Here is a 26,579-nt window from a genome sequence, read left to right on the forward strand (position 1 = left end):
ATACTAGAGTGATTTAATCAGGAACTTCAACTAAAATGAGCATATGCTCACAAAAACGAAAACATTCATTAAATACAATAATATAATTACACGCTCCCAGCGGCCTAGGGCTGGATCTTGAATGACAGAGGGGTGGTGGAATCAAATCGGCTCGTCACGGGCCTGCCGGTGATGGCACTGTCAGACGAGGCGAGGAGAGATCACAAGTCTAGGACAGCTCTTGGTAATCAAAGGCCAGCAGCAGCAATTTGCGGCACCATCCGCGGACCTGCTCCTGGTTTCCGGAAGTGACCGTTTGCGCCAGGACCTGCAGGCAGGCAATGGCGGTCTGATTTTGCAGCAGGGCCAGATCGTCGGCAAGTTCCGCGGGCGGAAAACAGCCCAGCTTGGTCTGCATTGCCTTGATCCGCTCTACGATCTGCCGCAGGTGCGATTGCTCCAGATCCGCCAGCTCGGGAGAGCTGCCCATGGCGCGGCGCAATTGCCAATGTCCCGGAGAGTTGATCTCGGCCGATCCCGAAAGCGCGTCCAGGATCGCGTCCACGCATTTCTCTTTGGGGTCTCCTGCCTCCATCCGCAGGGTTGCGGCATCCAGGGCATCCAGTGTTTGCACCAGCCAGCGCTGAAACAGCTCGTAGAAAATCGCCTCCTTGTTCGGGAAGAACTGGTAGAGGCTGCCGATGCTGATGCCCGCGCGTTTGGCGATTGCATTGGTGGTGATCTTGTCGGCGGATCCTTCCGAAAGCATGGTCAGCGCCGTATCCAGGATCTTTTCGACTTTGACACGGGAGCGGCGCTGTTTGGCCTCCTTGCGCGGGGAAACTGTTGTCTCGCAGGCGGGGGCAATGGTGTCACTGGCGGTGGTCATGAGATCCAAGCTACGTGTCTTTCCGGCGTCAGCGACCTTAGCAGAGAAAATCCAAGAGCTCCACGATAGAGCACGATATGCCCGGTCTGGCCGCAGGCCTGCACGGAATCCGGCTCTGCATTGCCCATGGGCCTTGGCCGGCGCGGGGACGATGTTTTTCCTCTCGGCAGCGGTGGCGGAATGGGGTATCGCCGATATGAGATCGGCATCCGGAACGGGGGAGCGCATTTGACATCTGATCTGTCGTCAAGCCTTTGGCACGATACTTGCCGGGAGCAGGTCTCTGCCCCTCCTTTGAGCGAAGACGTGAGCGCCGATTTGGTGGTCATCGGTGGCGGCTACACGGGCTGTTCCGCCGCGCTGGAGGCGGCGGCCATGGGCGCCGAGGTCAGGCTGATCGAGGCAGGCAGCTTCGGCGGGGGCGGGTCGGGTCGCAATGTGGGTCTGGCCAATGCCGGGCTTTGGCTGCCGCCCGAGGATATCAACGCCGAAATCGGTGAAGCGGGTGGGCGGCGCCTGTCGGCTCTTTTGGCGGCAGCGCCGGATATGGTCTACGGGCTGATCGAAAAGTATCAGATCGCCTGTGAGCCGGTCCAAAAGGGCACCCTGCATTGTGCCCATGCGCCATCGGGCATGAAGGATCTGGAGCGCCGTTTCGCGCAGCTGACCGCCATCGGTGCGCCGGTGCGTCTGCTCGATGCCGAGGAGGCGCAGGCGCGGGTGGGATCGCAGCGGGTCTACGGGGCGCTGTTCGATCCGCGCGCAGGCACCATCCAGCCGCTCTCCTATGCGCGCGGTCTGGCGCGCGCGGCCTCTGCCGCAGGGGCGAGGCTCCATTGTGATACACCTGCCCTCAGTGCGACGCGAAGCGGAGATAGCTGGCAGATCACCACGCCACAGGGGCGGATCCGCGCGCGTCATATGATCCTGGCCACCAATGGCTATGCGCTGCAGATCGAGGGGCTGCAAACGCCGGATGTGATCCCGGTGCATTACTTCCAGGCGACGACCGATCCATTGCCGGATGCAGTCCTGGCGCGGATCTTGCCGGGGCTGGAAGGGTGCTGGGATTCGGCGCTGGTGATGTCCTCCTGGCGGCGCGATCAGGCGGGGCGTTTGATTATCGGTGCCATGGGGGCCCTGGATCACATCGGCAAGGGCATTCACCTGAACTGGTTACGGCGCAAGCTTGATAGCCTGTTTCCGGACCTTGCCGACACGCCCCTGCGACAGACCTGGTTTGGCCGTATCGCCATGACCACCGAGCACCTGCCAAAGATCCAAGCGCTGGACGGCGGGTATGCCTGTTTCGGCTATTCGGGGCGTGGGATCGGGCCGGGCACCCTGTTCGGGGCCCGTATGGCGCAGGCCTTGGTGTCGGGGGACGATAGCTGTCTCCCCGTGCGTCCGGTTCAGAGTCATAGCCTGCCCTTTGCCGGGCTACGGCAAGCCTATTACGAGACCGGCGCCACCCTGACCCATCTGGTCAAGGATCGGGTCTGAAAGGAAACAGGCCAGAGCATCTCTGACCTGTTTCATGTCCTGGCTTATTTGCAGCTGGCCATCGCATTGCCCAGGCCGGTGATCAGATCCGTGTAAAAGGTCGGCCCCAGCGGGATCTTGGTTCCGATCGGATCGATCACCACGGTCTTGGCGCCGGTGCTATCCAGAACAGTGGCGACCAGTCCCGGGTTGAATTGCGGCTCTGAGAAGACGCAGGTCACGCCATGGTCTGCCACCGCGTCCCGGATTTCCGCAATCCGCGCCGGGCTGGGATCCGATGCATCGCCTAAGGAAATCGCTCCCGCCGAGGACAGTCCGAAGCTGTGCTCGAAATACTGATAGGCGTCGTGGAACACGATAAAGTTCTGTGTGCGGAAGGGCTCAAGCGTTGCATTCACCTGCTGCACCGCCGCTTCGATCTCGGCCTTGCCTGCATCAGCGTTGCCCCGGTAGGCGTCGGCGTTGTCCGGGTCCAGCTCGGCCAGTTCCTCGGCAATCACCGTCAGCCAGGCCTGGGCGTTCGCCGGTGCCAGCCAGATGTGGGGATCGGTGCCGTCGTGGGAATGCCCCTCGTGATCGTCATGACCGGCGTGATCATCATGCTTTTGATGATCATGGTCGTCGTGCCCGTCATGATCCGCGTGGTCATCGTGGCCGTGCTCGTCTTCATGCGCGTGATGATCATCGTGATCGTCATGGGTTTCGTGGTCGTCGTCGTGATGCTCTTCATGATCATCACCGTGGTCGTGCTGTTCGAAGGTCGCGCCGCTGCGGAACTCCAGCTTCAGGGTTCCTTTGGCCTCAAGCAGCTCGATCACATGAGCATCCGAGGCAAGTGTTTCCAGCGGGCCTTCCAGCCAGGGTGTCAGGGCTTCACCCACCCAGACCACCAGATCCGCCTGATCCAGCGCCTGCGCCTCGGAGGGGCGCATGGAGTAGCCATGGGGCGAGGCGCCGGGCTGCACCACCAAATCCGGTTCGCCGACGCCCTGCATCACGCGCGCCACCAGCCCATGCACAGGCGCGATATCGGTCGCAACCCGAGGAACATCCGCCAAGGCCATGCTGCCACCGAACACGAGCGGAAGCGCCGCTGCGTATGATTTGCCTTTCATTCCCACAGTCCTCTTGCTGGAAATATGTAATCATATAACATCACGTGGCTTGATAAGCGTCATAACATTACATATCAAGTGCAAAACGACGCCCTGCAATCCAGCCCGCGCGGAGACGGTCCCGATGGAAACGATCGGTTTTGAAACCCATGATCACAGCAGTTGTATCCACGACTGCATTGCCACCGTGGATGCGGATTGCAAGGCGCGGGGGTTGCAGTTCACACCGGTGCGCCGCCGGGTGCTGGAAATCCTGTTGCAGGAGCATCGCGCGCTGGGCGCCTATGAAATCCTGGATCGCCTGCGCGAAGAGGGGCTGGGTTCGCAGCCGCCGGTGGCTTACCGGGCACTGGATTTCCTCGTGAAGAACCGCTTTGCCCATAAGATCGAACGCCTGAACGCCTTTATTGCCTGCACCCATCCCGGCGACAAACACGCGCCCATTTTCATGATCTGCCGGATCTGCAACGCCGTGGCCGAGGTGCACACCGATCCGACCCAGGGCCAGTTGGGCGATGCGGCACGGGCGGCCGGCTTTGTGATCGAGCGTACGGTGGTCGAAGCTGAAGGCATCTGCCCCAAGTGCCAGAAGGCAGAGGCTGCATGAGCCTTGTGGCGCTGAAGGGCCTGTCGGTGCAATACGGCGGCAATACGGTCCTGTCCAATGTGAACTTCTGCATCGAACCGGGCGAGATCGTGACCGTGGTCGGCCCCAATGGATCGGGCAAGTCAACGCTGTTGCGCAGCATCATCGGTGCCTTGAAGCCCAGCCGGGGCGATGTCACCCGCGCGCCGGGCCTGCGCATCGGATACGTGCCGCAAAAGCTGCATATCGATGCCACCCTGCCGCTGACCGTGCGCCGGTTTCTGAGCCTGCCGAACCGGGTCAGCGACGCCCGTGCCGACGCTGCCCTGCATCAGGCGGGCGCTGGACCCTTGGCAAAGCGGCAGATGTCGGGCCTGTCCGGTGGCCAGTTCCAACGCGTGCTGCTGGCGCGTGCCTTGCTCAGCGATCCGCAACTCTTGATCCTGGATGAGGCGACGCAAGGTCTGGATCAGCCGGGCTCTGCCGCCTTCTATCAACAAATCGCCGAAGTGCGCGCCGAACTGGGCTGTGCGGTGCTGATGGTCAGCCATGAATTGCACGTGGTGATGGCCGCCTCGGACCGGGTGATCTGTCTCAATGGTCATATCTGCTGCGAGGGTGAGCCCGAGCATGTCGCCTCGGCGCCCGAATATCGGGCCCTGTTCGGAACCGGAACGCAGGGCGCGCTTGCGTTGTACCGGCACGAGCACAATCACACCCACGATCATGGCCCGGACTGCGATCACGATCACGGTCCTGCCCAGAAGGACAGGGCGTCATGATGAGCCTCCTCGACAGTTTCCTGATCCGCGCGGCGCTGGCCGGGATCGGTGTTGCCCTGGCCGCGGCACCCTTGGGCTGTTTCGTGGTCTGGCGCCGCATGGCCTATTTCGGCGATGCCACTGCCCATGCCTCGATCCTGGGGGTGGCGCTGGCACTGTCCTTTGACACCTCGATCTTTGCGGGCGTTCTGGTCACTTCGCTGGTGATGGCAACCACGGTTTCGACGCTCAGCAACCGCGGCTATGCCATGGATACGCTGTTGGGGGTGCTGGCGCATTCTTCGCTGGCCTTCGGCCTGGTGGCAGTCTCCTTCCTGCAAGGGGTGCGGGTCGATCTGATGGCCTATCTCTTTGGCGATATCCTGGCGGTGGGCCGGGTCGATCTGGCGGTGATCTGGGGCGGCGCGGCACTGGTTCTGCTGCTCTTGTGGGCGCGCTGGTCGGCGCTGCTGACGGCAACGCTGAACCCGGATCTTGCCTATGCGGCCGGCATTGATCCGAAACGAGAGCAGATGGTGCTGACCATCGCACTGGCCCTTGTGGTGGCTGTCGCGATCAAGGTGGTCGGGGTTTTGCTGATCGCGGCGCTTTTGCTGATCCCCGCGGCCACGGCGCGTCCCTTTGCTTCCACGCCCGAACGCATGGCGCTGATCGCCGCCTGCATCGGAGGTCTGTCTGCCCTCGGAGGGCTGCAGCTGGCCTTCACCTTTGACACGCCGACCGGACCGACGATTGTCTGCCTGGCGGCGGTGCTCTTTGCCGCCTCCAGCCTGGGGGATGTGTTGCGGCGGACGGCCTCGCGCGGATAAGGGTCATTGCGCTGGAACAAATGATTTTTTGTTGCCATTGGGCACACCTTTGGTCTTAGTCATGCCATGGATCCGCAGCTTGACCCGAAACAGACCACTCGGCTGATTGCCACGCTGAAGGCGGGGATCTCCGAGATGCCGCCGAAACTGGCGACGGCGGCGAAATACATCATCGACAACCCCGGCGATTTTGCGCTCGACCCTGTCCGTGTGACGGCCCAGAAGGCCGGGATCAGCGCCAACACCTTGGTGCGGCTGGCCGAATTCCTTGGCTTTGACAGTTTCGAGGCGCTGCGCAGCCCCTTTCGTGCCGACCTTGTCACCGGGCAGGAGGCGGGCCTTGGCGAAGACTGGCTGACCCAGATGCAGAGTTCAGGCGCGCCCGCCGCCGCGCTGCAGGCGCGCGCCGCGCGCAATGAAATCAATATCGTCGCGCGCTCTTTGCGCCTTATGACGCCCGAACGCACCGCTGCCATCGTCAAGACCCTGACCGGGGCGCGCAGATGCTATGTGACGGCAACGCGCGCCTCTTATGCCTTGGCGCATTATTTTCACTACGTGGGGCGCATGGCACTGCCGGATCTTGATCTTGTGCCGCGCCACATGGGCTCGGCCATCGATGATCTGATCGATCTGTCGGACCAGGACTGCCTGATCGCGATCACCTTTGCGCCCTATTCATCCGGCACCATCCAGGCGCTCCGCATGGCGGCAGAGCGCAAGGCCAAGGTGGTGCTGATCTCGGATAGCGAAGTCATTGCACCCGGCATTCACGCCGATCACGTGCTGGCGGTCTCCTCCAACTCGATCCATGCCTTTGGCGCCTATGGCGGCGCCATGGCAGTGCTGGAGTGTCTTCTGACCCACCTGATCGAGGCGGGTGGCGAGGAGGCGCGCCGCCGCATCGAATCATACGAAGACCTGCGCCAGGACAGCGGCGCCTATTGGAGCGCGAAACTGCCCCGCGCGCGGCGTTAGGGCGCGAGTATCTCGATCATCGACGGGCCGCCATCCCCCGGCATTGCCTTCAGCGCCGCGGCCACCAGCGCGGGGTCTGGGCCGACCGCCCGATGGGGGATGCCAAAGGATCTGGCCGTGACGGCGAAATCCGGCGGGGTCGGATCGCAGCCCACCACCGTGACGCCGACATCCTGCATCGAGGTGGCAATTTCGCGGTAGCCGTGGTTGTTCCAGATCACGAAGGTGACCGGCAGGCGCTCTTCCACCGCCACCATGATTTCCGGCAGGGTGAACTGGGCGCCACCATCGCCAAGGATCGAGAGGACCCGCTGCCCCGCTGCGCCGATTGCGGCGCCGATGGCCGCGGGGATGCCATAGCCAAGCGCGCCATATCCGGTCGCCGCATTGAACCAGCCACCGGGGCGGTCGTGATCGTAGTAGAGGTTGCCCGCATAGATCGGCTGGGTGGAGTCCCCGACCATGATCGACCCCGGCAGCGCATCGCGCATGGCGTTCAGGATTTCGACCTGCGCGCGGTAGTCCGGGCCGAGTTCCTCTATCGCCGCCACGCGGGTCTTGGCCGCGCGATCTGCGCCGCCTGTCTCAGCGCTCCCGTCAGGAAGGGCCGCAAGCAGAGCATCGGTAAAGACCCCTGCCGCGCAGTGAACGGCGATGTCCGCCGGATGGCGCGCCAGTTGCTGCGCACAGAGATCGACACGGATCAGATGGGCCATCTTCGGCATGCTGCCGGTGGCGTACATATCGTAGTCCGTGGGCCCCAGTTCAGTGCCAAGGGCCAGCACCACGTCGGCCTCTGCGATCAGGGCGCGGGTTGCTGACAGGCTGGGGCTGGCCGGAACCGACAGGGGATGGGCATGGAGCAATCCGCGCGCATTGACCGTTTGCACCACAGGCGCGTTCAGCCGTTCCGCAAGGGTGCGCAGTCCCTCGCCAGCTTCCCTGGCACCGCCGCCGACAAGGATCAGCGGGCGCTGTGCCTCTTGCAGCTGCTCTGCCGCTTGGGTGACAAGATCGGGGTCGGGACGGTTCTGTTGAGAGCGGGTCGGCGCGGCCACTTCATCGGCCGCCAGTCCGGCGACATCCAGCGGGATCTGGATATGGGTCGGCCCGGGGCGTCCTGTTGAAAATGGCTCAAAAACCTTGTTTAGAGCCGTATTCAGCGCCTTTGGATCGTCCAGATGCTCAGACACCAACGCCACGGTCGAGGCCAGAGCGTGCTGGTCGGGCAGCTCGTGCAGGTGGCCCATCCCCCGGCCCAGCGAAGGGCGTGCATTGACACCCGAAACGACCAGCATCGGCACCGAATCCGCCCGCGCCTGCGCCATCGGAGTCAGCGTGTTGGTCAGCCCCGGCCCCGTGATGACAAAGGCAACACCGGGCTTGCCCGTGACGCGGGCATAGCCATCGGCCATGAAGCCTGCGCCCTGTTCATGGCGCGGCGTGACATGGCGCAGCCCCGAGGCTGCCAGTCCCCGGTAAAGCTCCACCGTGTGAACGCCCGGTATCCCGAAGACGCAGGTTACCCCGCGCGCCTTCAGACCGGCGACCAGCTGTTCGCCAAGGGTGCTAGTGTGATGGGTGCTCATGCGACGGCCTGTTTGGCGGCTTGCGCATGGGCAATGATGCGGGCAATCGCGCTGTCAAAGCGGTCATCCTCGATGGTGAGCGCCACCCGCACCCAGGCGTTCAGGCGCTCCCCGAAGGAGGCACCCGGCATCACGGCCACCCCGCCGTTTTGCAACAGATCCAGGGCATAGGTCTCTCCGTCCTGTCCCAGGGCCGAGACATCGATCATTGCGAACATGCCGGCCTCGGGGCGGTGCACACGCAGCGCGGTTTGCGCATGCAGCTGATCCGCCAGACGCGCGGCCCGCGCCGCGAAACGCGCCGCCATGCCCGGTGCCACCGGCGATCCTTCGCGGATTGCCTGTTCCGTCATATCGGCAATGAAGGGCTGGTTGCCGAACAGCATGGTCTCGGCAAAGGGCAACAGCGCATCGCAGAAGGCCTTGGAGGCCACGCACCAGCCGCTGCGAAAACCGGGGGCGGCATGGGATTTCGACAGCGAGGACACCGCGATCACACGATCGGCGATCTCCTCATGTGCCAGGGGCGAGGTGAACGTGGCGCCTTCGAAGACCAGATCGGCATAGACCTCGTCCGAGATGATCCAGAGGTCATGCTTCAGGGCCAGCGCGCCAATGGCGGCAATATCGTCACGCGTCAGGATCGACCCGGTGGGATTGTGCGGCGTGGTCAGCAGGATTGCGCGGCTCTTCGGGGTGATGCGGGCGGCAATGTCTTCGGCCTGCATGCGAAACCCATGCTCGGGGCGCAGGGGAACGGGCACCATATCGGCGCCGGTGGCGCGAATGACGCCTTCATAGGTGGCATACATGGGATCGCCCACCAGCACCTCGTCGCCGTGCTGCGCGACACCGGCCATGACCGCAAAAAGCGCGGTCTGGGTGCCGGGAAAACACATGATATTGTCCGGCTCAAACCGGCGCCCCATGCGGGAGGTGTAATTCTCCGCCAAAGCGCTGCGCAGGTTGATCTCACCGCGCCCGTCGGAATAGCCGGTCCGGCCTGTCTGCATGGCCTGGGTGGCCGTATCCAGCAGGGATTGAGGCACCGGCACGTCCGGCTCTCCGATGGTCATCTCGATCACATCGGTGCCTGCCTCGGCCAGCGCCCGCGCCTTGAAATGCACGTCCCATTTGGCGCCACCCAGCCCGGCCAGGCGGGTCATCACATCGGTTGTCTTCATGGTCATTCCATCTGTTCCTGAGCAATGCTGTGCAAATTCAATCCGGTTATGGCGCCGACCGAGGTCAGGCCGATCCGCGGCAGCTCTCCGGGTTCAAAGGCCTCGGGCAGGGCGCCGCCTTCCAGCCACAGCCCGTCGATCACCGCGTTCGCGGCGATGGCATGTCGGCGCAGCGTCGCAGCGTCGATCGGGGTGCCAGCCTCCCGCAGGGCATCCGCGATCAGCGCCTCAAGCCGGTCGCGAAAATCCGTGTAGGTCTTGGCATGGATCCTGTGCATGTCCGGATCCTGTTGCACGGTGTTGAGAAACCCGGCCCAGAGCGCGACCGAACGGGCATCGACCACTGGCGGCGTCAGCGAGGCCGTGACAAAGGCCGCCAGCCGTTCAAGCGCCGAGCCGCCATTGCGATTGGCAAGCCTTGCGGCCAATTCGGTCAGGCCGGTCATGTGGTGGTCATAGGCGGCACTGATCAGCTCTTCCTTGGAGCTGAAATAGTGCCGGATCAGACCCTGTGTCACATCGGCGCGCTCGGCGATGGCCCGTACCGTTGCCCCGCGCAGGCCCTTGTCGGCCACCAGATCCAGGGTGGCTTCGATCAGGGCGGTCTTGCGGGCTTCAGGCGCCTCGCGGGTGAATTTGCGGCGGTCTTCGCTCATGGCTCTCTGGCAGGAAGTAATTATACGTCTGTATAAATACCATTGCCCGGGCGCAATGCAAGGCCAATGAATGGCGCTGGTGCAGGCTTTGCCCAAGCCGCAGCGGTCTTTCCGCCGGGCAGGCAAAGGGGGCGATCGCCAAGGGTCAGGGAGCACGCGCCCGACAACATGAGCGTTCCTCATAAAGTATAGAAGATAAATTCAGTGGTATGCATGTTTCCGCTCCCCTACATAGGCGGTTCAACCGATGACGGGATTGCGTACCCATGCTCCATTTCTCCTTGCCCGAAGATCCTTGCCTTGCCGAATTGCGCGCGCTTGCCGCCGAGCGCATCCTGATCCTGGATGGGGCGATGGGCACGATGATCCAGACCCTGCACATGACCGAGGAAGATTTCACCGGTAACGGTCACATCCACGGGCCGGGGTGTCGCCATCACTACCACCCGGATCACCCGCAGAAAGGCAACAACGACCTGCTGGTTCTGACCCAGCCCCAGGCGGTGGAGGATATCCAGTTCACCTTTGCCATGGCCGGGGCGGATATACTCGAGACCAACACGTTTTCCTCCACCTCGATCGCCCAGGCCGATTACGGGCTGGAGGCGGCGGTGCATGACCTCAACGTCGCCGGTGCCCAGGTTGCGCGGCGGGCAGCGGATCGCGCTCAGGCCGAAGACGGGCGCCGCCGTTTCGTGGCCGGCGCCGTGGGACCGACCAACCGCACCGCCAGCATCAGCCCCGATGTGAACGATCCCGGATACCGTGCCACCAGTTTTGACGAGCTGCGCCAGGCCTATGGCGCGCAGATCGACGGGTTGATCGAGGGCGGCTCCGACCTGATCCTGATCGAGACGATCTTTGATACGCTCAATGCCAAGGCCGCGATCTTTGCGGCCTATGAAAGCTTTGCCAAGGTCGGGCGGCGCCTGCCGATCATGATTTCGGGCACCATTACGGACGCCTCGGGGCGCACCTTGTCGGGGCAGACCCCGACCGCTTTCTGGCATTCGGTGTCCCATGCGCGGCCCTTTACCGTGGGCCTCAACTGTGCCCTGGGGGCCGCGGCCATGCGCCCGCACCTGGCTGAACTTGCAGGCGTGGCAAACTGCCTGATCTGCGCCTATCCAAACGCCGGGCTGCCCAATGCCTTTGGCCAATATGACGAAACTCCGGACCAGACCGCCGCGCAGGTGGCGGACTTCGCCCGCGAGGGGCTGGTGAACGTCGTAGGCGGCTGCTGTGGCACCACCCCCGACCACATTCGCGCGATTGCCGAGGCGGTCGCCCCCTTCGATCCACGGAAGGTCTCCGCATGACCCGCTATCTGTGCCTGTCTGGCCTCGAACCCTTTGTCCTGACCCCTGACATTCCCTTCGTGAACGTCGGCGAGCGGACCAATGTCACCGGCTCGGCCCGCTTTCGCAAGCTGATCGTCAACCGTGACTATGCCACCGCCCTGGATGTGGCCCGCGATCAGGTCGAGAACGGCGCCCAGATCATCGACATCAACATGGATGAGGGGCTGATCGATTCCAAACAGGCGATGATCGAGTTCCTGAACCTTGTCGCCTCGGAGCCCGATATCGCCCGGGTGCCGATCATGATCGACAGCTCCAAATGGGAGGTGATCGAGGCCGGCCTGCAATGCGTGCAGGGCAAATCGGTGGTCAACTCCATCAGCCTGAAAGAAGGCGAAGAGGCCTTCCGCCATCACGCGGGCCTGTGCCTGGCTTATGGTGCGGCTGTGGTGGTCATGGCCTTTGACGAACAGGGTCAGGCCGACACGTTCGAACGCAAGACCGAGATCTGCGCCCGCGCCTATCGCATCCTGGTCGACGAAGTGGGCTTCCCGCCCGAGGATATCATCTTTGATCCCAATGTCTTTGCCGTGGCGACGGGGATCGAGGAGCATGACAATTACGGCGTCGACTTCATCGAGGCGACCCGCTGGATCCGCGCCAACCTGCCCCATGCCCATGTTTCGGGCGGGGTGTCCAACCTGTCCTTCAGCTTCCGCGGCAACGAACCCGTGCGCGAGGCGATGCATGCGGTGTTCCTTTATCATGCGATCAAGGTCGGCATGGATATGGGCATCGTCAACGCCGGGCAGCTGGCGGTCTATGACCAGATCGATCCCGAATTGCGCGAGGCCTGCGAGGACGTGGTGCTGAACCGCCAGCCGAAATCGGGCGGCACCGCCACCGAACGCCTGCTGGAGGTTGCCGAACGCTTCCGGGGCGGCGCCCGCGAGGAAAAGCAGCGCGATCTGGCCTGGCGCGACTGGCCGGTGGAAAAGCGGCTGGAACATGCGCTGGTCAATGGCATTACCGAATTCATCGAAGAAGACACCGAAGCCGCCCGGCAGATGGCGGAACGCCCCCTGCATGTGATCGAGGGCCCGCTGATGGCCGGGATGAACGTGGTGGGCGATCTCTTTGGCGCGGGCAAGATGTTCCTGCCGCAGGTGGTGAAATCCGCGCGCGTGATGAAACAGGCGGTGGCGGTTCTGCTGCCTTACATGGAAGAGGAAAAGCGCCAGAATGGCGGCGAGGGGCGGCAGTCGGCGGGCAAGGTGCTGATGGCGACGGTCAAGGGTGATGTGCATGACATCGGCAAGAACATCGTCGGCGTCGTTCTGGCCTGCAACAACTACGAAATCGTCGATCTGGGCGTGATGGTGCCGCCGCAGAAGATCCTGGAAGTCGCCCGCGAGGAAAAGGTCGATGCGATCGGTCTGTCCGGCCTGATCACCCCGTCCTTGGATGAAATGGTGCATCTCGCCTCCGAGATGGAGCGGGAGGGGTTCGATATTCCCCTGCTGATTGGCGGCGCCACCACGTCGAAGGTGCATACCGCCGTGAAGATCGCGCCGAACTACTCCGGCCCTGCGGTCTATGTGCTGGACGCCAGCCGCGCCGTGGGTGTGGTCGGTAATCTCCTGTCCGAAACCAATAAGGCAGATTACGTCGCGGGCCTTCGCGAGGAATACGCTGAAGTGGCCGAGCGGCACGAAAGGGCCGAACGCGCCAAGGAACGCTTGCCGTTGGCCACCGCGCGGGCCAATCCGGCGCAGATCGACTGGTCCGGCTATTCCGTTCCTGCCCCTTCCTTCACCGGCCATCGCGTGATCGAAGATTGGGATCTTGCCGAAATCGCTCGTTATATCGACTGGACGCCGTTCTTCCGCACCTGGGAGCTGAAGGGCGTCTACCCAAAGATCCTGGAAGACGAAAAACAGGGCGAGGCGGCGCGCGGGCTTTTTGCCGATGCGCAGGAGATGCTGAAGCGGATCATCGCGGAACGCTGGTTCGCGCCGCGCGCCGTGGTGGGATTCTGGCCCGCCAATGCCACGGGCGACGACATCCGCCTTTACGAGGGGGAGGACAGATCTGAGGTTCTCGCCACGCTGCACACGCTGCGCCAGCAACACGCCAAACGCGCAGGCAGGCCCAATGTGGCGCTGTCGGATTTTGTCGCGCCCGAAGGCACGGTGCCCGATTATGTCGGCGGCTTTGTCGTGACCGCAGGCCCCGAAGAGGCAGAGATCGCCGCGCGGTTCGAGCGTGAGAATGACAATTACGCCTCGATCATGGTCAAGGCGCTTGCCGACCGGTTTGCCGAGGCGATGGCCGAGATGCTGCACGAAAGGGTGCGGCGCGAGCTGTGGGCCTATGCGCCGGAGGAAGGGTTTGATCCGCAGGAGCTGATCGGCGAGCCTTACCGTGGTATCCGCCCGGCCCCCGGCTATCCGGCGCAGCCGGACCACACCGAGAAGCTGACCCTGTTCCGCCTGCTGGATGCCGAGGCAACAACCGGTGTGGAGCTGACCGAAAGCATGGCGATGTGGCCGGGTTCCTCCGTTTCGGGTCTCTATATCGGCCATCCCGACAGCTATTATTTCGGCGTTGCCAAGGTCGAGCGCGATCAGGTGGCCGATTATGCCGCCCGCAAGGGGCTGGAGATGGCAGAGGCAGAGCGCTGGCTGGCGCCGATCCTGAACTATGTGCCGAAGGCTGGGAAATCAGTGGCGGCCGAGTAATAGCTCTCAAGACGCGGCGGCAGGGCCGCCGACATCGCCGGGTGCGATGGCCACCGATTTCACCACGGCGTAGCAACTGCCGCCCTCCTGCAGGTCCAGTGCCTGCGCCGAGCGTTTGGTGACGCGTGCCAAAATGCGCCCGGCCGGCGTTGCCAAAGACACCATGGCGCCGGGGCCTTCGCCGGTGCGGATCTGCTCGATGGTGCCGGGCAGGATGTTCAGCGCCGAAAGGCCAGTGGGTTTCTGCCGCGACAGGATCACCTCATGGGCGGCGATGCGGACCCGGACCCGTTCGCCCGGCGCCTGAGGGATCCTTGGAAGGAACAGCGCAATGCCGCCTGCGTCCAGCTCGCTGAGGCCATCGGCGTGATGGGCGGTGACGCGGGTTTCCAGCAAGGCGCCGACCGCGCGCACGCCTGCAGGCATCACCGTGGGATCGCTCAGGATCTCGGCGGCGGGTCCCTGTTTCACCGTCTTGCCGTCCTGCAGCACCACGACCGTGGTGGCCAGGCGGGCCACTTCCGCGGCCGAGTGGCTGACATAAAGCACCGGCACGCCGGTCTCATCCCGGAGCCGTTCGAAGTAGGGCAGGATCTCGGCCTTGCGGGCCTCGTCCAGCGCGGCCAGAGGTTCATCCGCCAGGATCATGTCCGGCGCGGACAGGAGCGCCCGGCCAATGGCAACCCGTTGCTTTTCCCCGCCCGACAGCCCGCCGGGGCGCCGATCCAGTAGCGGCCCGATCCCCAGCATGTCGACAATCCGCTCCAACTCGGCGCGGGGGGCGTTGCGGGGGGCGAACCAGCGGCCAAACAGCAGGTTCTGCCGCACGGTCAGATGGGGAAACAGTCGGCCCTCCTGAAAGACATAGCCAATCCGGCGGCGGTTCGGGGGCAGGCAGACGCCGTTTTTGGTATCGCAGAGAACCCGGTGCTTCAGCGCCACGCGACCCGCATCCGGGCGCAGCAGGCCTGCGACCGCATTGACCACCGTCGTCTTGCCCGAACCGGAGCGACCGAAGAGCACGGTGATGCCCGGTGGCGCCTCAAAGGCCACATCCAGGTTAAATCCATCCCGTGCGTGTTTCACCTCGACCGACAGCATCATGCCCCTCCGATCCGTTTGGCGGCCTTGCGGGCCAGCAGCTCGGACAGGAGAAGGGCTGCCATGGCAATGGCGATGGAGATCAGCACCAGCCGGGTCGCAGGACCTTCTCCGCCAGGAGTCTGGAGGAAGGCGTAGATCGCCGATGGCAGCGTCTGGGTCTGGCCCGGAATGTTCGACACAAAGGTGATGGTGGCGCCAAATTCCCCCATCGCCTTGGCAAAGGCGAGGATGGCACCGGCGATCAGCCCCGGCAGGATCAGGGGCAGGGTCACGGTCAGAAACACCCAAAGACGCGATGCGCCGAGGGTGGCCGCGGCCTGCTCCAGCTTGGGATCAACCGCCTCGATCGACAGCCGGATGGCGCGCACCATCAGGGGAAATCCCATGATTGCAGCGGCGAGGGCGGCGCCGGTCCAGCGAAAGGCCAGCACAATCCCGAAATCCTGCAACAGCCCGCCGACCGGGCCCTGGGTGCCAAAGGTCAGAAGCAGCAGATATCCGGTCACCACCGGCGGCAGGATCAGCGGCAGATGCACCAGGCCGTTGAGCAGCTGCTTGCCGGGGAAGGCCCAGCGTGCCAGTGCAAAGGCGATCAGTAGGGCAAGGGGCAATGCGATCAGCGTGGCCCAGAAGGAGACCCTCAGCGACAGGGCGACCGCTTGCCATTCTTCCGGACCAAGCCCCTCCATCCCGGCGTCAGTCCACTAGGGTGGAAAACCCCTGTTCCGCCAGAAGGGCCTGCGCGGCGGGGGTTTTCAGGTAATCAAGAAACGACAGCGCTGCGGGGTTTCCCCCCGGAGCGATGGCGGCGGCGGGGTAGATGATCTTGGGATGGCTGTCTTTGGGAAAGGTGGCGATCACGCTGACCGCATCGCTGGCTCTTGCGTCTGTTGCGTAGACAATGCCAAGCGGGGCCTCTCCGGTAGCCACCAGTGCCAGCGCGGCCCGGACGTTGTCGGTCTGGGCCACCTGTGCGGCCACATCTCCCCATAAACCCAGGGATGTCAGCGCAGCCTTGCCATAGATCCCGGCGGGGACCGCCTCGGTCAGCGCCATGGCCAGCCGCCCGTCCCCAAGGGCTGCGACCAGGTCAAAATCCGGCGACAGGGTGATCGGGGGCTGCGTTCCATGGGCGATCAGAACCAGCCTGTTGCCGGTCAGATCAAAACGCGTTTTCGGCAGGATCCGCCCCTTGGCCTCCAGATGGTCCATCCAGGCGGGATTGGCCGAGATATAGACATCCGCCGGCGCGCCGCGTTCGATCTGACGGGCCAGAACCGAGGATCCCGCCAGCGAAAGAACCACCCGGTCGCCCGCGGCGGTTTCAAACTCCGAGGCAATGCGCTGCACGGCGTTGGTCAGGCTGGCCGGGGCAAAGACGGTCACCTGCCCGGCCTGCACGATGGTGGGGAAAAGGGCTGCCAGACAATATCCCAGCATGGCAGCCAGAAACCGGCGGCGAATGCGGGACAGGATCATGGGCGGCCTCGCGGATCTGTTGCGTGTCCATCCGGGGTACCCCTGCCCCCGGAGCGGAGCAAGGACTAATTCTCGTTTCACGCGTGCGCAACCAGTGTCAAAACTCTCCAGTTCCACCACAGGCAAAGACCGACAGCGCAGGGCGGCCGGTCCAGGTGTTGTGTCGACTTCAAGGCGTTTTGGACGCCCGCATGTATTGTCAGAACAGGGTCAGATCGCCTGCGCCAGCGGGGGCTGCTGCGGGTGCCGGTGTCGGTGCCGCGCGGGCTGCCGCCACTTCCTGCTCGCCCAGACGGCGATCATTTGCCACCCGTGTCTGCTGCGCGCTGCCGCTGGTGGGATGAAACCGCACCCGGCGGGCAGAGGTGCCGCCAACGCTGGAGGAGATGCAGGGAATGCCTTCATCCTTCAGAAACTGCTGCACGAATTGCGCGTTCGAGGCGCCAATGTCCGAGAGATTCACCGACATCTTGGCGCCACCAAAGACCTTGGCCTTCAGATTGCGACGCTCGGCGCCCTTTTTCATGATTCCGTTGATCAGAAGCTCCATGGCGTGGATGCCATAGCGCGCGCTTACAGCACCGCCATTGGCATTGGCAAGCAGGAAATGATTCATTCCACCCACACCATTTTCCGCATCATAAATGCAAGCTGCAATACAGGATCCCAGAACGGTCGAGAATACGACCGAGGGATCTTTGGACACACGGTATTCCCCCTGCAGGATCGTAACCGAGGTGGTGTTAGCGAATACTGAGGTCACAGCAGTGGTCTCCTTGTTAAAATACCTGCTCAGGCTTTGGCGGCCTGAAGAACGGCTCCGGCCATGCGAGCAAGCGATACTTGTTTTTCTGCGGCCCCAGTTTCCCACGCAACTCTTGGCATTCCATAAACGACCGAGGATTTTTCATCCTGTGCAAAAGTTCTTGCACCCGCATTGCGCAATGCCAAAAGTCCTTTTGCGCCGTCCTGGCCCATGCCGGTCAGGATTGTTGCAACCACATCCTTTCCATATGGCACTGCAGATGTGAACAAAGCGTCAACGGAGGGCGTGTGGCCGGAAATTGGCGGTCCGTCCTTCATGCGCAGACGGATAGGTTTGCGGGGGGACAGACCCATATGCCGTGATTGACCGGCAGCCACATAGACGTGACCCGGCTGTATCTGCACCCCGTCCTCTGCCGCGACAACCTTTGCCGCACAGATGCGATCCAGCAGGGATACCAGGCCGGGGCCGAAATTCTTGCCGGTGTGTTGTACGATCAGCGTGGGCGGACAATCCTGGCTGAAACCGACCAGAACGCTACGCAGCGCTTCAACACCGCCGGTGGAAGAGCCAATCAGGATGAGCTTCTTGAAGTCCCGTACCGCAGGGGCCGGTCTGGCTGCGGGGGATCGGCTCGGAGCGCCGCGCCGCGGCGCCTTGACCATCATGTCGTAGTATTGTGCGAAATCGCGCGGGCTGTCGGCCTTTGTCAGTTCGAAAATCCCGGCGCCAACGTTCAGAAGCGGGGAGGACGTGCGCGCAGGCGTGGCGCCGGGGCTGTCCATGACCGAGACCCAGCGCGTATCGACCGCGGAAAACAATGCAAGCATCATTTCGAATTCGGGAAGCCGGGTGAAGCCGTCTTCCACAAAGGCAAACGTAGGCTGTGCCGCCTCGGCCTGATTGCATGCCATCATCAGGTTGTTGGCCAAAAGAACCTTCATCCCGGGATAGGCGGATTCCATGTGGCTCTGCAAAGACCTGGCAAATGTTCGATCAGTTGTGATGATGAGAAGATTCTGAGACGTCAATGCTGCACCCAGTTACGTTTGTCCGGCTTTCACCGAATAGTTTCACAATAATCGGGGCGCAGGAGAGCGCCCCGGAGAGTTGGTCGTTAAAAATCCTGCCATTTGTCCAGGGCCGCGTTGCCGTCGGTGCCGGTTGCGGCGGCCGGGGTGACCTCGCTGAAATCCCAGTCGTCGCCATGGGCCGTCGGGGCACTCGGGGCGGCTTTCGGGGCGCTCAGCTGCGTGATGCCGCCGCCGCCCGAGATCTTGAAGTGAGCCACCAGCTCGGCCAGCTTGGTCGCGTCGCTGTTCAGCATGTGACCCGCTGCCGTCGCCTGCTCCACCATCGCCGCGTTCTGCTGGGTCACCTGATCCAGCTGCACCACGCCGGTGTTGATCTCGCCCAGACCGGTGGATTGCTCCACCGCGCCCTCGGCAATGTCGGTCACCAGTTTCGAGATATGGTTCACCCGCTCGACGATGCTGTTCAGCGCCTCACCCGCCTTGCCGACCAGATCGACGCCGCGCTCCACCTGGCGGGAGGAATCGCTGATCAGCGTCTTGATCTCCATCGCCGCATCCGAGGAGCGCTGCGCCAGGGCGCGCACTTCGGAGGCCACGACCGCAAAGCCACGGCCTGCTTCGCCTGCTCGGGCAGCCTCGACCCCGGCGTTCAGGGCCAGGAGGTTGGTCTGGAAGGCGATGTCGTCGATCACGCCGATGATCTGGGCGATATGGGTCGAGGACTGCTCGATCTCGGTCATCGCCGAGACCGCGCTTTGCACCACGGTGCCGCTGTTCTCGGCCTCCTGCTTGGCCTCGTCCATGATGTTCTCGACGCTGCGCGCACCTTCGGCGGCGGATTTCACGCTTGCGGTCAGCTCATCGAGAGCGGCGGCGGTCTCTTCCAGGGTTGCGGCCTGGCTTTCGGTGCGATGCGAGAGGTCGTCCGAGGACTGGCTGATCTCGGCGGCGCCATTGCGGATGCTGGCGGCGGATTCGACCACCTGCGAGACGGTAGCACTGAGATTTTCCACCGTCTTGTTGAAGTCGGAGCGCAGCTGTTCGTGTTCGCCGCTAAACGGTTCAGTGATCGTCTGGGAGAAATCGCCCTGCGCCAGGCGCAGCAGGCCGGAGCTGAGTTGTTCCACGACGCGCTCTTGTTCCTGCTGCTGAGTCGCGCGCTCTTCCTGGGCGCTGCGGGCATGGCGCAGGTCTTCCTGCATGGAGACCAGAGTTTTGCCGATTTTGCCGATTTCATCGCTGCGCTTGGCTTCGGTGACTTCGGTGCTGAGATTGCCGGAGGCGACTGATTCCATGTTTATGCTGATGCGATCCAGGGGCCGGGTAATGGTGCGCGCAAAGAGCCAGCCCAGCACCGACAGACCAGCGGCACAGGCCACCGACACCAGCAGCAAGAAGGTCATGGAGCGATTCACCGGTGCCATCAGTTCGGCGCGATCCTGTTCGATCACGATCGCCATATCCGCGCCCATCATGTGGAACGGTTCGGAGAAGGCCGCGACCTCCTGACCATCGTGGCCCTCAACGGAGGGGTAGAAGGCGCTGACGCCATTCAACGCTGCGGTGATGAAGTCGTGGGCGGGAACCGGATCAAGGGTCTGGTGTCCGCCTTCGAAACGGGAGGAGGAGCGTGTCAGCATGTCTGGGCCGACCAGGTAGGCCTCGACGCTTTCGCCGACACCGCGCGAATCGTTCATGAACGCATTGATCATACCGACGGGGATCTGCAGGATCAGAACGCCGACCATCTGGCCCGAGTTGGACACCAGCTGCGTCCCCACAAAGGCCGCGGGTACATTGCCGCTGGGCGCATAGGGGGCGAAATCCGAGAACATCACCTGCCCCGGTTCCGCGTCAACAATTCGGCGGTACAGATCGCCGATGCCAGATTCCTTGTAGGGACCGTCGAAGAGGTTGGTGGCGTAATCGTCTTCCTTGTAGACCGTGTAGATGATGTTCCCGGTCAGGTTCACCAGGAAGGCATCATAATAGCCCTTGGCGGTCAGCAAGGTGCGGAAGGCCGGGTGAAACTTCGCATGATGAATGTTGTAGGGAATCGTCGCCTTGGCACGATCCAGCAGGTGGCGTTCGCCAAGCGGGTTCGGGTTGTTGTCGATATAGGCGTCACGCACCGTGGTCGCAGCGTCATCGCCGAGGTTGGCCCAGGCGCCGGACAGGCGCTGCAAGGCGGTTTCGGTCGACGGCATGGCGGCGAGCGTCAAGAGATCGGCCTCAATCCCCCGCATCAGGGCCTCAACGGCGGTTTCACGGCCTGCCACGAGTGATTCGAAGTGTTCTTCGGCTTGCTGGGCTGCGCTGTTGCGCGCTGTCAACGTGCTGATCGTGACAATCACCGCTGCCATAAAGGCGCCGAATGCAACAACAAACAATGGGAGCTTGTGGGCAATCTTCATGGTACTGAGAGCCTTCCAATCTGTGTGTTTCCGAGAGGTCCGGCTGGGACCGGGTTAGGATCGATGAATGCCCACAAGGGGTTAATTTGCCGCTTAAATTGGCGGTGCTCCTTCAAATTTTAGAAACGTGCCGCGCCTCACGCGGTCTGGCATCGCTGTCTGGATCCGATCTGGGTGCGGCGCTCGGGCGTGCATTCGGGCGCGTATATGGATTCAAACTGTGTGGCGGCCCGCGCCCGGGGGTCGCGATGGGAATCGGGCGCATAAAATTTTCCGGAATTGGCGGGCTCAAGAGCGGGGCGGAGTAGGTCAAAACGGCGTTCTGCCAGGCCTCCGGCAATCAATTATTAAGTCCCCGGCCCTAAGAATGGCCCTATCGAACTCTAACATGTGACCGACAACGGGGGTGCGACTCGCGGAAGATGACCACGGAAACGCAAAAACACCTTTTGGAATTGCCAAATGCCTTCGCGGAACTTGATCCGCTGATTGCATTTCTGCGCGGGGCGCGCACCTCAGCGGTTGAAGTCGACTGCACTGGGGTGGTCGCGATGCCGTCGCGCTGCCTGCAACTCCTACTTAGTGCTGAACAGCAATGGCGCTCGGAAGAGCTGGGCTTTGCGGTCACAAACATCAGTGAATCGTGCCGAAAGTCTCTGTCGCTTTTGGGTTTAGAGTCCAACCGGTTTGAAGACGAGGTAACAGCATGAAAACCAAAGTTCTTGCAATTGACGATTCCCGGACAATTCGGAATCTGCTTGCGGCCACCCTGGAAGAGGCCGGTTTTGAATACCACTGCGCGGTGGATGGCCGCGAGGGCGTGGATATGTATCCCGATGTTGCCCCCGATGTGGTGATCACCGACATCAACATGCCCAACCTGGACGGTTTCGGCGTGATCGAAGAGCTGCGCGGCGAGGGTATCAACTCCAAGGTGCCGATCCTCGTGCTGACCACCGAAAGCGCTGCCGAGATGAAGGCGCGCGCTCGCAATGCCGGTGCCACCGGCTGGATCACCAAGCCCTTTGACGATGCATCGCTGATCTTTGCGCTCAAGCGAGTGACTGGAGCTGCGGCATAAGATGTCGGGGTCGATTCAAGATACCTTCTTCGAGGAGTGCGAAGAGCTCCTTGAGGCAACGGATGAGGGTCTGACTGCCATCGAGGGTGGCAATCACGATCCGGAGGTGGTCAATGCCGTCTTCCGTGCCGTCCACTCGATCAAGGGTGGCGCCGGGGCATTTGGCCTGGACGAGTTGGTGGCGTTTGCCCATAGGTTTGAGACCGTTTTCGACGAGGTGCGGGCCAACCGCCTGGAGCTTGAACAGAAGCTGGTTCAGCTTCTGCTGCGGTCCAGTGATCACCTGTGTGATCTGGTGGCCACCGCCCGCGATGGCGGCGAAACCGACGAAGCGCATCACAACATGCTGATCGCGGCGCTGGATGAGTATATTCCCGAAGAGGAAGAAGATCTCACCTTCGAGCCGATGGGCCTGGGTGGTGGTGGTTTTGCCCCCGCGGCAATCGATTTGCCCACCGCGCCGACCGAGGAAACCTATCGGATCCGGTTCCATCCCATGAAAGAGATGTATGGAACCGGGAACGAGCCGTTCTTCCTGTTTCAGGCGCTCAAGGAACTGGGTGATCTCGAGATCAAGCTGGACGACACCGAGCTGCCGGGATTTGACGCGATCGACGTCGCCGAAAGCTACCTGGCCTGGGATCTGGTCCTGACCACGACTGAGCCGCGCGACAAGGTCGAGGCCGTCTTCGAATTCGTCGAGGGCCTGTGCGAGTTGTCGATCGAAGGGGATGGCGACGCCGAGGCAGATGCGGCAGCGCTTGCCGCCTTGGAAGCTGCATTCGGTGCGGCTCCGTCCGTCGAGGACGGGGAGGCTGCGCCTGCCCCTTTTGAACAACCGGCCCCCGCTCAGGCGCCAGAGGCAGAGTCTGCACCCGCAGCTGCCCCTGTAGCTGACGCAGCTCCTGCTCCGAAAGCCGATACCGCAAAATCGGAGCAGCGCGGGGGGCCCAAGCCAACCCTGCGCGTGGAACTCGAACGGGTGGACCGGCTGATCAACGCGGTTGGCGAGCTGATCATCAACCATTCGATGCTGGCGCAGCAGATTGCCAACCTCGATGTGGCCGATATGCGCGATGTGGAGACCGAGCTGGAAGGGTTCAAGAACCTGGCCCGGGATATCCAGGAAGGCGTCATGTCGATCCGCGCACAACCGGTGAAGCCGCTGTTCCAGCGGATGGCCCGGATTGTCCGCGAAGCCTCCAGCGCGACCGGCAAGACCTGTAAGCTTGTCACCGAGGGTGAAAACACCGAGGTCGACAAGACGGTGATCGAACGCCTGTCCGATCCGTTGACGCATATCCTGCGTAACGCGGTGGACCACGGCATCGAAAAGCCTGAGGACCGCGAGAGTGGTGGCAAGAACAAGGTCGGCGAAATCCGCCTGTCTGCCTCGCATCGCTCCGGCAGTGTCTGCATCGAGATCAAGGACGACGGGGCCGGTGTGAACCGCCCGCGCGTCAAACAGATCGCCATCGACAAGGGCCTGATTCCTGAAAATGCCGAGCTGACCGATAGCGAGATCGACAACCTGTTGTTCCTGCCCGGTTTCTCGACCGCCAAGGAGGTCTCGAACCTCTCTGGTCGCGGCGTGGGTATGGATGTGGTGAAGAACGCGGTCACCGGTCTTGGTGGACGTATCAACATCACCTCGACCCCCGGCAAGGGATCGACCTTTACCATCATCCTGCCGCTGACGCTGGCGGTTATGGATGGCATGGTGGTCTCGGTCGCAGATCAGACCATGGTGGTTCCGATCACCTCGATCGTGGAAACGATGCGCGGCAGTGACGACATGATCAACAACCTCGGCGCCGATGGCACCCTGTTGTCGATCCGTGGGAACTTCGTGCCGATCTGCGATGTCGCGGGTGCCTTGGGTCTGGAAAAGAAGGATGACCAACCGCCCGGCGTCTACCTGCTGGTGGAAACGGAAACAGGTCAGCGCAGCGCGCTGGCAGTGGACGACATCCATGACCAGCGCCAGGTGGTCATCAAGAGCCTGGATGGGGTCTGTGGGGAGATTGCCGGTGTGGCAGCCGCCACGATCCTCGGAGATGGCAAGATCGCCATGATCCTCGATCCGGAAAGCATTATTGCGGCCTCGCCCTCGGCAGCCGCCTTTGACACCGAGCGGAGAATGAACAATGCAGTCGCAAGTTGAAGTCAAGCACGGCGATCAGGAAGTGAAACACGCCCAATTCAGTGAGTTCGTGAGCTTCACTGTGGCGGGCCAGGCTTTCTGTCTCAAAATCACTCAGATCCGTGAAATCCGTCGCTGGTCGCCGGTCACGATCCTGCCGCATGCCCCATCCGACGTGCTGGGTGTCATGAACCTGCGCGGTGCCGTGATCCCGATCTACGACCTGTCCGCACGTTTCGGTCTGCATCAGACCGAAGCCAGCGAACGCAACGTTGTGATCGTCGTCGCGGTTGGCGGCAAGCCGGTTGGCCTTCTGGCGGAATCGGTTTCGGAAATCATCTCGATCAATCCGGATGATATCCAGGACACGCCGCCGGTCGATAGCCGCTACACCATGGAGTACATCCAGGGTATCATTTCCCACGATGAGACCATGGTGCGGATCATCAACCTGGATGCGGTTATCTCGGTCCCTGAACAGGTGATGATGTGAACGCAAGAACCCCGATAGATCCTAAGGCAGATGCCTTCAGCCTGACTGATCAGGATTTTGAAGCCATCGCCCAATTTGCCTACAAGCATTTTGGGCTGTCCATGTCGAGCAGCAAGAAACCCTTGGTTTCTGCTCGGCTGGCACGGCGCCTGCGCCAGCAGAACGTCGTGAACTTCAAGGACTATCTTGCCCGTTTGAACGGTCCGAATTCCGAGTCAGAGCGCAGCAGCCTGCTGTCGCTGCTGACGACGAACGTGACCCAGTTCTTCCGGGAACCGCATCACTTTGAAACGATGCGCAAGGATGTGCTTCCGGGGCTGATAAAGAAGGCGCGGGAAGGCGGTCGGGTCCGAATTTGGTCTGCGGGATGCTCCAAAGGTCCGGAACCCTATACCCTGGCGATGATCATTCATGACATGTGCCCGGATGTGAACCGCCTGAACTTCAAGATCCTGGGCACCGATATCGATCCCGTCGTCGTTCAAGCGGCCACGGCAGCCAAGTATCCGGCCGAAGAATTCGCGCAGATTCCTGCGGAATACCGCAAGCTGGTACCGAAACTTGATGCGGATGGGCGCCTGCCCGAAAGCATCCGGTCGATGGTGACTCTGGGCGTTCTGAACCTGATCGAACCGTTTCCATTTAAGGGAAAGTTCGATGTAATCTTCTGTCGAAATGTGGCCATCTACTTTGATACACCGACGCAGCAGAAGGTCTGGCAGGCGTTTCAACGATCACTGGAGCCGGGAGGCTACCTGTTCATCGGGCACTCCGAACGGATGTCCGGACCTGCTGCCAAACATATGAAGACGGCAGGGATCACCACATACATTCATACGCCATCGGGTGGGGATGCCCGATAGTCGGAGCAGTAAAGAGAAACACGAGGAAAAAACATGAGCTTGAAAGACAATCTGCGCGTCATGGTTGTGGACGATATGTCGACAAGCCGGGGGATCTTGACCCAGTCCTTGGACGAGATGGGCATCAAGAACTACATGGTAGAGAACAACGGCCAGTCCGCGTTCCAGAAGATCACCAAAACGCCGGTGCACCTGGTGCTGTCGGATTACAACATGCCAGGCATGGACGGTCTGGGTCTTCTGCAGGCGGTGCGCGGGCATCAGGTCACACAGCGTGTCGGTTTTATCCTGGTGACGGGCAAGCCGACTCCTGAGATCATCGAGGTCGGCAAGAAGCTGGGTCTGAACAACATCATCCGGAAACCGTTCACGGTTGCGACCATGAAGCAGGCCATCGAACAAGTGGTTGGGCGTTTGTAAGATGCAGCATCCCGACAAAGCCCTACGAGATCTCTGCGCCATTTCCTCATGGGAAATGCAGCAGCTCAAAGCCAAGATTGAAGAGTTAGAAGACGTTGCGTTGACGGTCCTGGAACGTGGCACCCGCCCGACCAGCAAAGAGCTGCAGTCCCTGCAGGATTTCGATTTGGTGATCCAGACCCTTGCTGGATTGTCGGGATTTTACGACCGCGTTCAAAAGCAGGTGGATGAGGCTGGGCCGGCCGACCTGCCGACCGCTGCCAAGGGGGTGACCCTGGAACGGCTGCGGGACCGGCTGCTGTCGCCCAGCGGCCTGCAAGACGCCTGATCTTTATCGCCGCCCTCTGGGCGGCGTTTTCCTTTCGGCCGGAACAGTCAGGAAGGGAAGGGCGCAGCGCTCCCCTGTGTCAATCTTCTTCAATCGGCTCCGAACAGATCTCTTGTGAAGACCTTGTCGGCGACATCGCGGATCTCGTCACTCATCCGGTTTGCGACGATCACATCCGCCTCGGCCTTGAAGGCGGCAAGGTCGCGCACGACCGGCGAATGGAAGAAATGCTCTTCTTCCAGCACCGGTTCGTAGACGATGACCTTGATCCCCTTGGCCTTGAGCCGCTTCATGATGCCCTGGATGGAGGATTGGCGGAAATTGTCGCTGCCTGCCTTCATC

26 protein-coding genes are annotated in these 26,579 nt (G+C 62.2%); 14 read left to right on the forward strand and 12 right to left on the reverse strand.

Features of this window, described 5'->3' with window-relative positions:
* Window positions 1-208: 208 nt before the first annotated feature.
* Entirely contained in the window at window positions 209-868 is a 660-nt protein-coding gene (locus PXK07_RS13310; RefSeq protein ID WP_274848838.1) for a TetR/AcrR family transcriptional regulator, read from the reverse strand.
* 228 nt (window positions 869-1,096) lie between these two features.
* Between PXK07_RS13310 and PXK07_RS13315 the strand changes: the two genes are divergently transcribed.
* Window positions 1,097-2,371, forward strand: coding sequence for an NAD(P)/FAD-dependent oxidoreductase (locus PXK07_RS13315; protein ID WP_274848810.1), 1,275 nt, complete (start codon window positions 1,097-1,099; stop codon window positions 2,369-2,371).
* A gap of 44 nt (window positions 2,372-2,415) precedes the next feature.
* On the opposite strand, the gene PXK07_RS13320 is transcribed toward PXK07_RS13315, so the two are convergent.
* Entirely contained in the window at window positions 2,416-3,486 is a 1,071-nt protein-coding gene (locus PXK07_RS13320) for a zinc ABC transporter substrate-binding protein (protein ID WP_274848811.1), read from the reverse strand.
* A 124-nt stretch (window positions 3,487-3,610) separates the two neighbouring features.
* Here PXK07_RS13320 and PXK07_RS13325 point away from each other — a divergent pair, with 124 nt between their 5' ends.
* From PXK07_RS13325 to PXK07_RS13340, 4 genes are all read left to right on the forward strand, one after another.
* Window positions 3,611-4,093, forward strand: coding sequence for a Fur family transcriptional regulator (locus PXK07_RS13325; protein WP_274848812.1), 483 nt, complete (start codon window positions 3,611-3,613; stop codon window positions 4,091-4,093).
* Window positions 4,090-4,854, forward strand: coding sequence for an ATP-binding cassette domain-containing protein (locus tag PXK07_RS13330; RefSeq protein WP_274848814.1), 765 nt, complete (start codon window positions 4,090-4,092; stop codon window positions 4,852-4,854). The genes PXK07_RS13325 and PXK07_RS13330 overlap by 4 nt, the downstream gene beginning before the upstream one ends.
* On the forward strand, window positions 4,854-5,663 hold the full coding sequence (locus PXK07_RS13335) for a metal ABC transporter permease (protein WP_274848839.1): 810 nt from the start codon (window positions 4,854-4,856) through the stop codon (window positions 5,661-5,663). The genes PXK07_RS13330 and PXK07_RS13335 overlap by 1 nt, the downstream gene beginning before the upstream one ends.
* A 66-nt stretch (window positions 5,664-5,729) precedes the next feature.
* The gene (locus PXK07_RS13340; protein WP_274848815.1) at window positions 5,730-6,641 is read left to right on the forward strand and encodes a MurR/RpiR family transcriptional regulator; all 912 of its coding nucleotides are present in this window, start codon (window positions 5,730-5,732) and stop codon (window positions 6,639-6,641) included.
* On the opposite strand, the gene PXK07_RS13345 is transcribed toward PXK07_RS13340, so the two are convergent.
* The 3 genes from PXK07_RS13345 to PXK07_RS13355 are packed head-to-tail and all read right to left on the reverse strand — an operon-like array spanning window position 6,638 to window position 10,070.
* Window positions 6,638-8,230 carry a 5-guanidino-2-oxopentanoate decarboxylase gene (locus PXK07_RS13345; protein WP_274848816.1) on the reverse strand — a complete coding sequence of 531 codons (1,593 nt, stop codon included), beginning with the start codon at window positions 8,228-8,230 and terminating at the stop codon, window positions 6,638-6,640. The two genes, PXK07_RS13340 and PXK07_RS13345, sit on opposite strands and share 4 nt — an antisense overlap.
* Window positions 8,227-9,414 (reverse strand): pyridoxal phosphate-dependent aminotransferase, encoded by a 1,188-nt coding sequence (locus tag PXK07_RS13350; protein ID WP_274848840.1) that lies wholly within the window; start codon window positions 9,412-9,414, stop codon window positions 8,227-8,229. The genes PXK07_RS13345 and PXK07_RS13350 overlap by 4 nt, the downstream gene beginning before the upstream one ends.
* A gap of 2 nt (window positions 9,415-9,416) precedes the next feature.
* Complete coding sequence (locus tag PXK07_RS13355) at window positions 9,417-10,070, reverse strand: TetR family transcriptional regulator C-terminal domain-containing protein (protein ID WP_274848817.1); 654 nt, start codon at window positions 10,068-10,070, stop codon at window positions 9,417-9,419.
* Between the two features lie 266 nt (window positions 10,071-10,336).
* Between PXK07_RS13355 and PXK07_RS13360 the strand changes: the two genes are divergently transcribed.
* Both PXK07_RS13360 and metH read left to right on the forward strand, forming a co-directional pair.
* Window positions 10,337-11,389, forward strand: a complete 1,053-nt coding sequence (locus PXK07_RS13360) for a homocysteine S-methyltransferase family protein (RefSeq protein WP_274848818.1) — start codon at window positions 10,337-10,339, stop codon at window positions 11,387-11,389.
* Window positions 11,386-14,112 (forward strand): methionine synthase, encoded by a 2,727-nt coding sequence (gene metH, locus PXK07_RS13365; RefSeq protein ID WP_274848819.1) that lies wholly within the window; start codon window positions 11,386-11,388, stop codon window positions 14,110-14,112. Before PXK07_RS13360 ends, metH begins: the two co-directional genes overlap by 4 nt.
* A 6-nt stretch (window positions 14,113-14,118) precedes the next feature.
* Here the strand turns inward: metH and modC are convergent, their stop codons facing one another.
* From modC to PXK07_RS13395, 6 genes are all read right to left on the reverse strand, one after another.
* Entirely contained in the window at window positions 14,119-15,216 is a 1,098-nt protein-coding gene (gene modC / locus PXK07_RS13370; RefSeq protein ID WP_446728393.1) for a molybdenum ABC transporter ATP-binding protein, read from the reverse strand.
* Window positions 15,213-15,905, reverse strand: a complete 693-nt coding sequence (modB, locus tag PXK07_RS13375) for a molybdate ABC transporter permease subunit (RefSeq protein WP_274848820.1) — start codon at window positions 15,903-15,905, stop codon at window positions 15,213-15,215. Before modB ends, modC begins: the two co-directional genes overlap by 4 nt.
* 7 nt (window positions 15,906-15,912) lie before the next feature.
* Window positions 15,913-16,695 carry a molybdate ABC transporter substrate-binding protein gene (gene modA, locus PXK07_RS13380; RefSeq protein WP_274848821.1) on the reverse strand — a complete coding sequence of 261 codons (783 nt, stop codon included), beginning with the start codon at window positions 16,693-16,695 and terminating at the stop codon, window positions 15,913-15,915.
* A gap of 199 nt (window positions 16,696-16,894) precedes the next feature.
* Window positions 16,895-17,458 (reverse strand): chemotaxis protein CheD, encoded by a 564-nt coding sequence (locus tag PXK07_RS13385; protein ID WP_274861583.1) that lies wholly within the window; start codon window positions 17,456-17,458, stop codon window positions 16,895-16,897.
* Between the two features lie 29 nt (window positions 17,459-17,487).
* Window positions 17,488-18,426 (reverse strand): CheB methylesterase domain-containing protein, encoded by a 939-nt coding sequence (locus PXK07_RS13390; RefSeq protein ID WP_274848823.1) that lies wholly within the window; start codon window positions 18,424-18,426, stop codon window positions 17,488-17,490.
* A gap of 152 nt (window positions 18,427-18,578) precedes the next feature.
* Window positions 18,579-20,909, reverse strand: a complete 2,331-nt coding sequence (locus tag PXK07_RS13395; RefSeq protein WP_274848824.1) for a methyl-accepting chemotaxis protein — start codon at window positions 20,907-20,909, stop codon at window positions 18,579-18,581.
* Between the two features lie 422 nt (window positions 20,910-21,331).
* Between PXK07_RS13395 and PXK07_RS13400 the strand changes: the two genes are divergently transcribed.
* Genes PXK07_RS13400 through PXK07_RS13430 form a run of 7 tightly spaced genes read left to right on the forward strand, consistent with a single transcriptional unit; the run spans window position 21,332 to window position 26,237 of the window.
* Entirely contained in the window at window positions 21,332-21,619 is a 288-nt protein-coding gene (locus PXK07_RS13400) for an STAS domain-containing protein (RefSeq protein ID WP_274848825.1), read from the forward strand.
* Window positions 21,616-21,990, forward strand: a complete 375-nt coding sequence (locus PXK07_RS13405) for a response regulator (RefSeq protein WP_274848826.1) — start codon at window positions 21,616-21,618, stop codon at window positions 21,988-21,990. Before PXK07_RS13400 ends, PXK07_RS13405 begins: the two co-directional genes overlap by 4 nt.
* Window position 21,991: 1 nt before the next feature.
* Window positions 21,992-24,154: a chemotaxis protein CheA gene (locus PXK07_RS13410; protein WP_274848827.1), complete on the forward strand. Its 2,163-nt coding sequence runs from the start codon at window positions 21,992-21,994 to the stop codon at window positions 24,152-24,154.
* The gene (locus tag PXK07_RS13415) at window positions 24,138-24,626 is read left to right on the forward strand and encodes a chemotaxis protein CheW (protein WP_274848828.1); all 489 of its coding nucleotides are present in this window, start codon (window positions 24,138-24,140) and stop codon (window positions 24,624-24,626) included. Before PXK07_RS13410 ends, PXK07_RS13415 begins: the two co-directional genes overlap by 17 nt.
* The gene (locus PXK07_RS13420) at window positions 24,623-25,489 is read left to right on the forward strand and encodes a CheR family methyltransferase (protein WP_274848829.1); all 867 of its coding nucleotides are present in this window, start codon (window positions 24,623-24,625) and stop codon (window positions 25,487-25,489) included. Before PXK07_RS13415 ends, PXK07_RS13420 begins: the two co-directional genes overlap by 4 nt.
* 33 nt (window positions 25,490-25,522) lie before the next feature.
* Entirely contained in the window at window positions 25,523-25,909 is a 387-nt protein-coding gene (locus PXK07_RS13425; RefSeq protein WP_274848830.1) for a response regulator, read from the forward strand.
* 1 nt (window position 25,910) lies between these two features.
* Window positions 25,911-26,237, forward strand: coding sequence for a hypothetical protein (locus PXK07_RS13430; protein ID WP_274848832.1), 327 nt, complete (start codon window positions 25,911-25,913; stop codon window positions 26,235-26,237).
* 89 nt (window positions 26,238-26,326) lie between these two features.
* Here PXK07_RS13430 and PXK07_RS13435 read toward each other — a convergent pair.
* A partial coding sequence (locus tag PXK07_RS13435) for a UDP binding domain-containing protein (protein ID WP_274848833.1) occupies window positions 26,327-26,579 on the reverse strand: 253 nt, incomplete at its 5' end.

The sequence above is a fragment of the Phaeobacter sp. QD34_24 genome (genome assembly GCF_028890115.1).
Lineage (GTDB): Bacteria > Pseudomonadota > Alphaproteobacteria > Rhodobacterales > Rhodobacteraceae > Phycobacter.